Annotated in this window: 12 protein-coding genes; 2 read left to right on the top strand and 10 right to left on the bottom strand. The window is 53.8% G+C overall.

The window, feature by feature from the left end; all coding sequences use genetic code 11:
* The first annotated feature begins 10 nt into the window (after positions 1-10).
* Together MRX98_RS12540 and MRX98_RS12535 are read left to right on the top strand one after the other, a co-directional pair.
* Positions 11-382, top strand: a complete 372-nt coding sequence (locus MRX98_RS12540; protein ID WP_246908976.1) for a hypothetical protein — start codon at positions 11-13, stop codon at positions 380-382.
* On the top strand, positions 366-1,274 hold the full coding sequence (locus MRX98_RS12535; RefSeq protein WP_246908957.1) for a tyrosine-type recombinase/integrase: 909 nt from the start codon (positions 366-368) through the stop codon (positions 1,272-1,274). The genes MRX98_RS12540 and MRX98_RS12535 overlap by 17 nt, the downstream gene beginning before the upstream one ends.
* Positions 1,275-1,585: 311 nt before the next feature.
* Here the strand turns inward: MRX98_RS12535 and MRX98_RS12530 are convergent, their stop codons facing one another.
* From MRX98_RS12530 to MRX98_RS12485, 10 genes are all read right to left on the bottom strand, one after another.
* Positions 1,586-2,119 (bottom strand): hypothetical protein, encoded by a 534-nt coding sequence (locus MRX98_RS12530; protein WP_028315197.1) that lies wholly within the window; start codon positions 2,117-2,119, stop codon positions 1,586-1,588.
* A gap of 88 nt (positions 2,120-2,207) precedes the next feature.
* Positions 2,208-2,483, bottom strand: a complete 276-nt coding sequence (locus MRX98_RS12525; RefSeq protein WP_246908944.1) for a hypothetical protein — start codon at positions 2,481-2,483, stop codon at positions 2,208-2,210.
* Complete coding sequence (locus tag MRX98_RS12520; protein ID WP_246908942.1) at positions 2,473-3,261, bottom strand: hypothetical protein; 789 nt, start codon at positions 3,259-3,261, stop codon at positions 2,473-2,475. Before MRX98_RS12520 ends, MRX98_RS12525 begins: the two co-directional genes overlap by 11 nt.
* A 551-nt stretch (positions 3,262-3,812) precedes the next feature.
* Positions 3,813-7,115, bottom strand: coding sequence for a CHC2 zinc finger domain-containing protein (locus MRX98_RS12515; RefSeq protein WP_246908939.1), 3,303 nt, complete (start codon positions 7,113-7,115; stop codon positions 3,813-3,815).
* Positions 7,112-9,334 carry an SF1B family DNA helicase RecD2 gene (recD2, locus tag MRX98_RS12510; protein ID WP_246908937.1) on the bottom strand — a complete coding sequence of 741 codons (2,223 nt, stop codon included), beginning with the start codon at positions 9,332-9,334 and terminating at the stop codon, positions 7,112-7,114. Before recD2 ends, MRX98_RS12515 begins: the two co-directional genes overlap by 4 nt.
* Positions 9,289-9,759 (bottom strand): ERCC4 domain-containing protein, encoded by a 471-nt coding sequence (locus MRX98_RS12505; protein WP_246908935.1) that lies wholly within the window; start codon positions 9,757-9,759, stop codon positions 9,289-9,291. Before MRX98_RS12505 ends, recD2 begins: the two co-directional genes overlap by 46 nt.
* Before the next feature lie 8 nt (positions 9,760-9,767).
* Positions 9,768-10,241, bottom strand: coding sequence for a DUF669 domain-containing protein (locus MRX98_RS12500; protein ID WP_246908933.1), 474 nt, complete (start codon positions 10,239-10,241; stop codon positions 9,768-9,770).
* A gap of 5 nt (positions 10,242-10,246) precedes the next feature.
* The gene (locus MRX98_RS12495) at positions 10,247-11,017 is read right to left on the bottom strand and encodes an ATP-binding protein (RefSeq protein ID WP_246908932.1); all 771 of its coding nucleotides are present in this window, start codon (positions 11,015-11,017) and stop codon (positions 10,247-10,249) included.
* A gap of 25 nt (positions 11,018-11,042) precedes the next feature.
* Positions 11,043-12,059, bottom strand: coding sequence for a PD-(D/E)XK nuclease family protein (locus tag MRX98_RS12490; protein ID WP_246908929.1), 1,017 nt, complete (start codon positions 12,057-12,059; stop codon positions 11,043-11,045).
* Positions 12,056-12,376, bottom strand: coding sequence for a hypothetical protein (locus MRX98_RS12485; RefSeq protein ID WP_246908927.1), 321 nt, complete (start codon positions 12,374-12,376; stop codon positions 12,056-12,058). The genes MRX98_RS12490 and MRX98_RS12485 overlap by 4 nt, the downstream gene beginning before the upstream one ends.
* Positions 12,377-12,381 lie beyond the last annotated feature (5 nt).

The following is a 12,381-nucleotide window of genomic DNA, read 5'->3' as shown; positions in this document are numbered from 1 at the left end:
AGTTAATGCCATGACAGAAATGACCATTCATGAAACCACAGCCGCCTTCATCAACCATCTTCGGGAGAACGGCAAAAAGGAGCGGACGCTCTACACCTACCGGAAGGACCTCGATCTCATCGAGGGATATATCGGCAAGGACAAGAAGCTTCAGGAGCTGCGTATCACGCAGGTTGGAAAGTTTCTCAAATGCGATGCGCTGCTGAAGCTCGGAAACGGCAATGCCCGGGCCGAAAGAACCGTCGCCAAGACCATCCGAGTGTTCCGGATGATGCTGGTATGGGCCAAGGATTCCGGATTTATCGATGAGCTGCCGCTGCCCAAGAGCACCCCGATGGGACACAGCAAGCAGACGGAGGTGACCGATGCCGAACAGCAGTGATCGACTGGAAACGGCCATAGAGCGGTTCTGTGCCCACCTGTCGGCCGAAAACAAAGCAGCCGGGACTGTGACCGCATACCGTCGTGATCTGCGACTGGTGGCCTGTGTGGCCGAATCCTTCCAGCCCGGGCTCTGCTGCCAAGATGTGACACCCGGCCTGCTGGACCGGGCTTTATCCTCGCCAGAGCTTTTGACCACGGATTCGGGAGCAAGGTCACCGGCATCGGTGCATCGGTTGAAAGCGGCGGTCCGTTCCTTCTTCACATGGACTACCGATGCCGGGCTTACAACTGAAAACCCGGCCCGGTCGGTTCGCATGAAAAGGCTGGCACAGAAGCCGCCGGTGTTTCTTACAGCTTCAGAAAAGAAGGCATTGCTGAAAGAGGTAAAAGGCCGCACGGGCTTTGCCGGAATGCGGGACCGGGTCATGATCGAAGTCCTGCTCGGCACCGGCATCCGCATCGGTGAGCTCGAGGCGCTGGACACGGACGATATCGATCTCGATGCAAAGCACCTGAGAGTCAGAGCCAAAGGGAATGTGGTGCAGGTCAAGTTCATAAAAACCGACCTCCGCATCCTGCTGAAAAGATATTTGAAAGAACGATCCCGGCAAAGCACAGCGCCATGCAACGCACTGTTTCTATCCAATAGAGGAACACGTCTTTGCCAGCGGCAGATAGCCAACCGAATAGCCTTGTGGCTGAACAAAGCCGGTATTGAAAAGAACCTGACTCCGCATGGTCTGCGGCATACCTTTGCAACCCACCTTTACGGGGCCACCAGCGACCTGCTTGTCGTGCAGAGGGCGCTGGGGCACCGGGATATTTCAACGACCCAGATTTACACTCACCTTGTCGATGGTCAGCTCGAGGATGCTCTTGAAAGGCTGTAGCACCAGCGTTGACCTGAACATCCGGAGCGGCTCCTGCTGCTCCTTTTTCGTTCCCGGGCCGCATATTAAAATTGCGGCATATGCCGTTATGCGCGAACAAGGCCATACAGGCCACTTTGGGATTTATGGCGTTATGTGCGCATAAGCCAATAAAGTTGATTTTCTTATGTATGGTCTTATGCGCATAGGATTGGAGGGAACCGATGCTGAACCGATGGTTCGCACCTTTCATTTGAGAAATTTTACTTAACTGAAATTTCCGGGAACACGTCTTATCTGAAATTCCTGTCATCTTGAGCCTCCATAACTGCCTAATCCTTCGCGCTCTTTCTTTTTGAGGCTCTGGTGTTATCTGAACTTTTTTTCGGCTTTTTCACGGAAGCGGTCTTCTGGGCGGCGGCTTCACTCACTTTTTCAAGAAGAGCGGAGGCCCATTCGGCAGGAGACGTCTGCGGACCTTTCGGCTCCTCACCCTCACGGGCAATCTTGGTGGTCTTGAGATCCTTCATGTGGCAGCGGATCATCCGGTCGAGACTTTCGGCTGCCTGTGTGTTTCCTTCGATCTGTGCCCGGACCAGCTTTACCGAGTAGATGCCCACAAGCTCGACCTGCAGGAAATCGCTGGATTTGTTGAACTGAAAGTCCTCATGTAGCTTTTCGATGATGCTGTCGAACATGACCTTTTCTTCCGGAGTCAGGCAGCGGTCGGCAAAGATGCCATGCTTGAGCGTGCGAAGGTTTCCTTCTTTAGCTCCCGCTTTGCTCTTTGCCTGATCATGGTCCGTCCGGCCCTCATTCCGATGCCAGCGATCCAGATTCTGTTCGTCTTTTTTTGTAACGCCCAAGGCTCATCTCCGGTTTATCAATTTTGTTTCCAAATTTCGGGGTTCGGGGCGGAAGGCAGATTTAGCCCGTTTTCCCGCACCTCAAGCCTTACATACCGGAAGAGTCCTCAACCTGTCGGGCGTCGGTTTCTTTTCTGTGGTCCGCGAGGATCTGATTGACCCGGCGACGTGTGATACCGGCGAGGCTGGCAATTTCATCGGTTTCTATTCCCTGACTTTTCAGGGCGATAACCAGCTGCCTGCGTTCCTTGTAAAAACTGCCCGGCGCTGGAATCCAAAGAATGCCGGAATGGTACTTCTGCACCTCCTTGAGCATCTCTCTCGGCAGGATGTGTTCGGCATTGGCGTATTTCTTAATGCTCATGGTTACTCTCCACTTTCTTCAACCACGGCTGCGAAACATCCGGGTTGTGAAACCTGAGCGTGCTGGGACGCGGTGTATCCGGGCTGTGGATGATTTCGATATATCTTTCCGTCACGGCACCGATCTTCCGGTCACCGCCGACAAAGCAGACCAGCCCGTAGTCCTGACCACAGGGGAAGCGGTATCGTCCCTGATTCTGGTATAGCCTGGCTTCAGACCATTTCTGGGACATGGCTTCCTCCTTGATGGCATCAACTTTGGCCAATGCGTCGGAGCAGACCTGCTCTATACAATTCCAAGCTTCGTTTGGCGGATAAATCCAGTTGTTCTTGGGAGGTTCTGCAGGTTTCTCGGGGTTTGCCGGAACATGACGGGGAGGCTGGTAATTCTGTGGGCTGAGTTGACGGGATGCCTGCTGTAAATCTTCCTTGCCGAATTTCTGAACCGCGTATTCCTGAAGCGGGTTGAACCTGCTTTTCAGGCTTTCCCATGTTGATTCAGAAAGCTTACCGGCTTTGAAAGCGGACTGGGCTGCCAGCATCCGTGAACGGAGCCATGCAAAATACTCCGGCTCGAGACGTCGATAAATTTTGCCATTGTATTCAACGTCGCTGGCGGACGTGACGGCCCACTCGAATTGTGCGGTGTCCAGATCGGTGGATACAAAAAGATCGGGCTCCGGTGTGCTGCTGTCATTTTCAGCAGGCGGAGCAGCTTGTTGGGAAGGCTCACACACAGGGGAATCAAGATGCGTGAGCATGGTTTGTAAAAGACTCATGGGTGACCTCCGGAAGTTCGGGTTTATTTTTCTTCCCGTTACTTACCGGAGCCGGAGCCTGAGTGTCGGATGGTAGAAAGCGTAGAAAGGGGTTTCTACGCCCAGAGACCTTTCTACACCCCCTTTCTACATCTCTTAACAGTAGTAATAACAGTTAGTTATATATTTTTTTGTAGAAAGTGTAGAAAGGTATAGAAATATTACTCACACATAGCCCGTTTTTTTCAGGTATGCCTTCATCCCATGATTTGAAAAAATGAACAGTAAGGGGGAGTAACCTCTGAAACCTTTCTACACTTTCTACGCTTGCCTCGTAACGCTATAAATATCAGCGACTTGCGCTGTAGAAAGGTGCTCTTTGGACATTCTACATTGTAGAAAGGTCTTTCTACACCGGCGGCCTTTGTAACGATTTTTGCAGCAAACCACCGGTTTCTAATCGTTTTTGCATCGGGATAATGATTTTTGCTGGAGTGACCGTGGATATAAACGAAAAAGCCCGCAGAGGTGAATCCACGGGCTTGACTGGGTGAAAGTATGAAGGGCGAAGTCTATTCGAATGTTTGGATGGTATAGAGCTTGGTTCCGTATCGTTTCTGGCTGATGACAACATCGAATCCGGCCTCGCGGATGGTTTCAAGGTCGTTGGCAAAGCGCTGGGCAAACTGCCTCGATGAATCCATTTCAAAGCGCAGACCGAAATCTCTGGCCACACGTTTGAGCGCCACGAACAGCTCCCGGGACAATACCTCCTTGAGGCAGCCGTCTTCTTCGAGCTGCACCTGATAGCGGGCAACAAACTCCTGAATGTGGTCCACCCGGCGATCGTTGTACATATCTTTCCGGTCGGACTCCACGGCTGTTCGCCATGCTTTGAACAATGTCGAGAGCGCCGTTGCGGTGTGATTGGAATCCCGGGCGGTTTCACGACTGGTCTGGTTGATGGTCTGGATCTGCTGCTTGAAAGCCGGTGCCAGCGTCGACATTCCCTGTTCGATCTGATCCTGAGATGATCCGGCCAGCAGCATCAGATACATCAGGCTGAGATATTCGTTGCAGCGTCGTTTGTCATGGTTGCCAAGGGCCTCGTGCAATAGCTTCATCGCCTGTGTCCGCATGCCGTCCTTCATCATCGCCAGCACCTCGCTGGTCCGTTTCATCAGAGCGGAAATGATCAGGTCCCGGTTGCGCTGCAGGGCGGCAATCACATCCGACTCAATGAAACAGTCGTTGCCCTGATTGCCAATATCGAAATTGATCACAAAGCTGCGGGACTGGATTTCGGACAGCTCTCCGCACAACGGCTCGATGCCGGTGGTATTGAGCAGGCATTTGGTCCGCTCGGTCACGGTTTCACTGTCGGTGCCGCTCTTGCGTTTCTCTTTGGCAATGCCGGTAATACTGGTCAGCATGAAAGTGGTCAGGTCCTCAGTCATCTGCTTGACTTCGATGTTGTCGAGAACGATGAGCGGATTCTGGGAACCGTCGGTGTAGTTGGCAGCATCGGTGGCTTTCTTGTGCTGGGGCTCACCGTAAAGCAGCGCCGAAATCAGCTTACTGGCCGTGGTCTTACCCGAACCGGCCGATCCTTCAAAACGGGTCATAGGTCGGGTTCCGGAAAAATCGATCAGCAGAAAACAGGTCAGCCAGGACAGAATCAGAAAGCGGTCACCCTGCGAACAGGTCATATTGTTGATCAGGAGATCGACCAGCAGCTTGTCGGCTTCCTCCGGTGCGGCGTCTTTCAGAAACTTCAACGGCTTCATCTTGCGGGAACCGTCGAGAATGATTCCGTCGGCGTTCCCACCATTTTTCAGGATCTCGATGCCGTCGGGTGTGATTCGGGCAATCTCATGATCCTGATTGTTCAGGTTGAAGTAGACCGTAAAATTGGAAATATCCGTATGCAGCCACGAGAAATGGTCGCGGACCTGACCACGAATCATCGCCAGACTCGGCAATACCTCGAAAAAGGTGCGGCCGCCGTTGGATGTCGGAACCATGCCAGTGTGCTTGTAGAGCATGGCTGCATACTGCCTTTTGCGTCCGCGATCGGGTGAATCCATCCAGTAGATGGAGTTGTCGAAATACATAAACGGCTCGCCGGTCTGGGTGTGAAAAAACTGGGCACCGTTGGCGGTAAACCAGTCATAGGCCGCTTCGGCTGCGGCGGTATAATCCGGAGCACCGTTTTCCAGCTCCGTATCGATCAGCACTTCATCGACCCGGGCGCGACAGGAACCGGGCGGTGATCCGCTGAGACGTTTGGCTTTCTTCTTTTCCTTTTTGGCGTTGTCCCGTCGGTTCTGCTGAACAGATCGCACCTGTTCCTTGAGGGTCGCCATTGAAACCGCTTTACCCAGCCGCTCCTGAACCAGTTTCAGCAGACGGCTTTGCTCCAGCGGTGAATGCGCCGAAATTTCGGCCAGAACCGGCTCGAGCTGGCGGTTTCTCTCTTCCTCCGGGGCATCCTCGGGCAGACTTTGAATGCCGAACTCAACCGGCGTACAGGCCGCAGAAAGCAGCTCCTCAAACTCGGCCTTGCCATTACCGGATGCAAAGAAATCGTTCACATCGATCTTGGCGTTGGCCAGCAATGTTTCAGCTTCCCGGATCTCCTCGGAAGAGTGGCCTTCGAGTAATTTGGCCAGCTCCCGGGGACCAACGGCCGTCGTCAGGTTGAACCGTTCCTGCAGTTCCTGACGTGCCTGCTGCTGGGGGTCATTCAGAGGAATGGTAACCAGCTTCGTATCAATCTTGTGTTCGGCCAGCGTGCGAGCAGTCTGCAAGGCTCCCTTAAGCCCGGCCTCCGAGATTTCATTGTCCTGACAGATATAGACGGTCTTGAGCCCGCGCATCTTCGGGACCAGACGCTCCCAGTCTGCGGCCCTGATTCTTACCGTCACAGGAGAGAGCGCCGGGAAACCCTGTTGCATCAGAGCGATGCAATCGGTCACGCCTTCGGTAATGATGATGTGGTCGGGCTTACCCAGCAGGCAGTCCTCATTGAACAGCACCGCATTATTGATGAACCGGGCGACATAAGGACGCTGATGTTCATCGTGAACCGGCAGCTTCTTGTACTTTCCCTGTTCCCAGTTTACGTCCGGAGTCCACGGAGTCTTGCGGCCGATCATGAACACCACGCGGCCACGACTCCAGTATGGAAAGATGATTCGTTTTTCAAAAAACGGATTCAATCCATCCTGACTGGTCGGGCGAAAAGCTCCTGTGGCGGAAAGCTCCCGTTTGCTGAAGCCATGCTCGCCGGATCGGAGGGCTGCAATGACACCGGACTCATTGTCGGCAAAACCGATCAACAGGTCGTCGATGGTCTCATCGCTGATGGCGTATTTTTCTTTCAGCCAGGTCAGCGCCTCCTGATTTTCTTTGAGCCGCTGGTGATAGAAGCGGGCCAGCTCGGTCAGGGCATCTTTGACCCGGATCTCAAACGAGCGATCATTCTCCGTCTGCTCCAAGCGTTCCTGCGTGAGGCCGTAACGCGACAACGGCGGCATCCCGGCTTTCCCTGCAAGAAAATCACGGGCCTGCCGATGGCTGTCGGGCATGGGACCGGATTGCCCGGCGGTGACCGTACCCGATTGAATAAACTCAACGAGCTGGAGGACATCACCACCCACACCGCAGCCGAAACAATACCAGCCCTGTTTGTCGAGCATCACATGAAGTGAGCGATGGGACTGACTCTGGTGATGCGGGCAATCGCACTGGAGCCGCTGCCGGGATTCCTGTGTGATCCTTCCGGCCAGAAGATCCCTTGCCACATCTCCGATATCGAGCTCGGTTATCAGGCGGTAGTATTCTCTGACATTATCTGAACCGCCCATGCTCATAATGCCCCCGCACAAGCTGACTGCTCTTCAGGGCAATTCACATTGTTCAACAAAATGGAGAGAAAGGTCTTACGGTCATCCACCTGACATTTCCTGGCGCAATTACGGATACCCCAGCGGTCACCCAGCACAATCGCCGTCTTGCGGGCACGGGTCACGCCGGTGTACAGCAGATTGCGGTGATGCATGAAGGAGTGCGCCTTATGGACCACCACGACAGCGCAGGGAAATTCCGATCCTTGGGTTTTGTGGATCGTCAGCGCATAGGCCAGCTGGATGTCCTGAAGGTTCGGTGAGCCTTTTTCAATCTCAACCGCCACACCCTCGAAATTAATCAGAAGCGTGCCGTTGGGCAGCACATCGACCACATGACCGATGGCACCGTTCATGACGTTCAGGTCATAGTTGTTGCGGGTCTGAATGACCTTGTCGTGTTTCAAAAATGGCGACCGGCGGCCGGGCTGTGTTTCCGGAACGCTCACATTCCAGAGACGCTTTTGGATAAGCCGCTGCAAATCTTCATTGAGTGACTTGGTTCCCAGCGGCCCTTTGTGCGTCGGGGTCAACACCTGCACATCCTTGATCAGATCAAAGCCAAGGGCATCAAGCCGCTTGTCAAAGAGATCCAGCAGGAAATTGCGGGCGGCACCCGGGTCGGTGAACTGATCCGCCAGATACCAGTCCCGGCATCCCTGTGTGCTGGCGTCGCTGGTCTTTCTGACTTCACCCTTGAGGATGGCGGTGCTGTTTTCCTTTAGCACACCGGCCTGCCTGACCACCTTATCCAGAATGACCGAGGGGATGGCATTGGAGTGAATCAGATCCCGAAGGATATTTCCAGGTCCGACCGGCGGTAGCTGGTTATGGTCTCCCACAATGACAATGGCCGTTCTGGCAAAGTCGACCGCATTGAACAGGTGCCACGCCAACGGAACATCCACCATGGAAAATTCATCGATGATCAGCATGTCGGCATCGATGGGATTGTTGCTGTCCTTTGAAAAGGATTTGCCGTCATAACCAAGCAGGCGATGGATGGTGGTTCCGGTGCGACCGCTCACTTCCTCGAGCCTTTTGGCGGCTTTGCCTGTCGGAGCGGATAGAACCACCTCCAGATCGCACTCTTCACATACTGCGTTGATGACCGATACGGTGTAGCTCTTACCCGATCCGGCTCCACCGGATATGAGGCTGATGGAATGCTGCAAAGCAGAGTGAACCGCTTCGAGCTGCTTTTCATTGAGCGTTTCTGCCTGACGCAGAATCAGCTTCTGCAGGTTGCGGGTTGATTTGAAATGAGGATTCGGAGCATCCGCCTTGGTGAAAATAGCGGCGATGTCCTGTTCCATTTTCAGGATATCGGAAAGCGCCACCAGAAAACGTCCCGCATGGGATTCACAGGAGAGCAGTCCTTCACTGATCAGGTTGTCCAGCGACGCTTCGATACGAATGCGGCTGTCCAGATTATCCATCACCAAAAGCAGGTTGGACTGATCAACAAGGTCCTCGTACTCGACCCAGCAGTTTCCCTGATCCAGCGCCTCGTGCATGCAATATTGAATTCCAGCACGGATTCGTGGAGTGTGGTCTTTTGGCGTGCCCAGTTTGCGGGCAATCTTGTCGACCTTCTTGAAGCCGAATCCTCGCAATTCCCGGATGAGGATGTAAGGATCAGCTTTTAGGATCTCCAGACAGTTGCCGCCCAGCTTTTCGACCAATGTGGTTACCTGATGATGGGTCAACCCAAAGGCGGATAGCCATGCAAGGACGGCATTGACGCTGTGGTTTTTGCACCATTCATCCTTCAGGCGATTGGCGGCATCGAGGGAGATTCTGGCTTTTGATGCGATGAGCTCCGGGGATTCAATCAGAGTCTCCTCAAATGAATCGCCGAACTCTTCGACAATAAGGCGGGCTTTGGCAGGGCCAATCCCTTTGATATCCGGGTGATTGGCCAGATAGTGAATCAATCCTTCCGGGTTCAGATCAAGATCGTGCTCCATGGCATCGACCTTGAACTGACGACCATATTTCGGATGGGTGGCCCACGTCCCCAAAAGGACCACGGGCTGGTTTTCACGGGCAAACAGGTTTCCGGCAAACTGAATTTCATCTCCTGTGGAGGTGAGTAAACGGCCTGCAGAAAACTTTGGCCCGGCATAATAAACTCTCTCTATTCTTCCCCGGAGTTTTGCCGGGGAGTTTGTTTTTCTTGGCATTGAGCGAACCTCCGGTGAAAGCGCATTAAAAACTCTTCAACAAACCGGCAGGCTGCCTGACGGTCTGAACAGAAATAAACGGGCACACCGAAGTCGATGATGATGGAGGCAATGGTTCCTATGAGGGCGTTTGGATGGGCGTCGCTCTGGTAACAGGCACCGAGAACATCCCGGTAATTGGCCTCAACGACGACACAGGCCACGTCATAATGCCGGAGCTTTTCCAGCTCCTTGTGAAAACGCTTGCGGCCTCGGATGACAGTGGAAACAAAATCCGCCATGGACTTCCTTTCCACCGCCACCCGGGTCTCGAATCCCTCGATGGAGTAATCTCCCGCCGGGAGGGCCTTGCGGATTGATGCAATAGATTCCGAATCAAATCCGTAAGGCTCCTGTTCTCGGGTATCAACGACAACGGTAACCATGCCCATCCTCAAAACGGAATCATGTCGTCTACGTCGTGACCGGCCGACGGTGCTGCGGCATCTTCATCTGAAAGCACTATCCGGCGGTTGAAGTAGATGTTCTCGAATTCGTTTTTCGTGCGCTTGGTCACCTCGAGTCCGACATCCAGAAGGGTTTCCAGTTTGCCCGGGAGGTCCGAAAGCTTGTCAATCTGCAGGCCGCAGGTATAGAGATCCTGCTTGAGCCATTTCACATTGTCCTTGCTGGCAATGACGTTGTTACGCCAGAGCAGACGGCCTTTATGGGTGGGACCCAGAATCTTCAGCGCCCACTTGAGCATGGGATTACCGGAAGTTTCCGAGCGGGTCAGTTCCACGCGATCGACCTTGACCTGATATTTCCCGTCGGGAACAGCTTCAAAGTCCTTTTCTTCAACATCCGCAGAAACGAAATCATCGTCGAACTGCGCGAGGTCCATGGTGTCATCGTTATTCCAACTCATTGTCATTACTCCTTGTTTTGAGGTTTAGCCGTTGTGGCTGGCTCCGACTTAGTCCGGGCGGCACTCACCGCTGAACCGGCAGCCGTTTGATTGAAAGCTTTCAGGAAGGTCGGGAAATCCAGAGGGATCATCTCCGGAAGTCGGCCGGTTCGATCTCCAGCGTCGTAATTGGGGCTTGGCTTGGTGCGCATCACCCGCTGATACATGGGCTTGCCGTCGTCACCGGTTTTCATGTCCAGATCACAGAACAGGATCAGGTCCACCAGACCGGTGACCAGCTTGCGGGCCTTGTCCGGCAGGGTCGGCACGATGCGTGTGTGCTTCCCGGTGCGCGTTTCGATGTCACGCTCATGGGAATGGGAAATGAGGATCAGGCCGTATGGCAGAAATGCCAACTTGTTGAGAACACGCTGAAACTCATTATTGATGAGGGCATAGCCTTTGCCGTAGCCGAGGTCGGACTCGTGCTCGATCTTGAACTTCTTGCAGACATAATCCGCACACATGCGGTAGGCGTTATCCACCGTATCGATAACGATGGTCTTGAAGTCGTGTTTGCCTTCGGCAATCTCGGCACACGCCTGCAGAAGGTCGTCCCAGCAGGTAATGGGCGCTTCGAACACTTCGAGGGCATTCAGGCCCGGTTCCGTGGCGAGAAACAGGGCGTTTTCCGCGTGGGAGCACCAAGTGCTCTTGCCAATTTTGCTTGGACCGTAAACCAGTGCGGTCAGGTCATTCAGGCTTGCTTTCGGTTTGGTTTTGCTTTTCGGAAGCATGATTTATCTCCTTGTATGGTTTGGGTTAAAAAACAGGGGCAGCGTCTTCACTTGCTCCATCCCGCAGCTCTTCGTGCGGGAGCACCCGTTGGTAATGGTTTTCAATGACGTTGGGGTTCTCACCGCTCCGGCACAGCGGGAAGTAGGGACAGGCGTGTCCATACTGAAAACAGAAGGCCGTATTGCGGTAGAAGGTGTTGCGGCGGCGGGCATCCAGCATGGCTTTGGATAGTTCCCAAAGCTCACTGCGCAGCTCGTCGAATTGATCGCGGGAGATGTAGAGCACCTCCCGGTGAAACATGCCGGGTTCGAGGTATTTGTCTTTGAGGCGCTGCTGAAAGGCATCATCCTGCTCGGGCATCTTGCGTTTGGCACTGCTCTTGCCGGTTTTGGATTTTGCGATCAGCTCGGCTCGACGGGATTCAAATTCAGCTTCCGTTTCACCTTTGCTCTGGCGTAGCTTGGCCTTGACCAGCACGTTGTAGATGATGCCGGAGATGTGGATGCCGAGGGTCTGTTCCAGATACCACGCATAAATGATGATCTGAAAATCAGTCCAAAGGCGCTCCAGATAACCGGCATCGATTTGTGAGGCGGTCTTATGTTCCAGAAGGAAATACTGCCCATCCTGTTTGACCAGGCCGTCCACCTTGCCAGCCAGCACGAAGCTTCTGGAAGCCGCATTGGTATCCGGGTTGATGATGGGGCCTTCGAAGGTCTTCTCCAGAGCGACCACATCAAAGTCCTCGACCGGATAATGCTCCACGTATGAACTCATCATTGCGGTGGCGAGATGCCAGTCGGCAAGCTGGTGATCATCCTGTGCCCGGTTGGCATAGACCTGATCGATGTGTTCGAGAACTTTTTCGAGGTCCCGCTGGCCATGCCAGATTTCAAGGCAGTCGTGAATGACCGATCCGAAAGCCAGGTTGTGATCCCGCTCCAGAGGAGCAAGGTCCCTCAGGTAGCGGTATTCACAAGCCTTGCGGCAGTTGCGGAAGAGCCGCCACATGGAATAAGTGGTGGTCATCATTTCGCTCATACCGTCACCTCCATTGCTGAAGGCGCTTTTGCATTACAGGCACATCCGCCACCGGCAGGTTCACGGTCGATCATTACTGCACGCTCGCCGTATTCCTTGGTGGCGAATCCGGTAAAGATGCTCGCCAGATCACCGCCGACTTTGGTCGCGGCATCGATCTGACAGGTGCGATTCTGTTTATCCAGATTGAAGCGGGATTCCATCCTCACTCTGGAGTGTCCATACATGCTTTCCACAGCCAGCAACGCCAGCATGAAGGTGTCTTCCAAGTCCTGAGCCGGGACCGACTGATCAAAGCGATACTTGTAAGTTTCCATTGTTA

The organism is Desulfatitalea alkaliphila, from assembly GCF_022968795.1.
In the GTDB taxonomy this organism is placed as follows: domain Bacteria; phylum Desulfobacterota; class Desulfobacteria; order Desulfobacterales; family Desulfosarcinaceae; genus Desulfatitalea; species Desulfatitalea alkaliphila.
The sequence above is the reverse complement of the archived record's forward strand: the minus strand, read 5'-3'. Positions and strand labels throughout refer to the sequence as shown.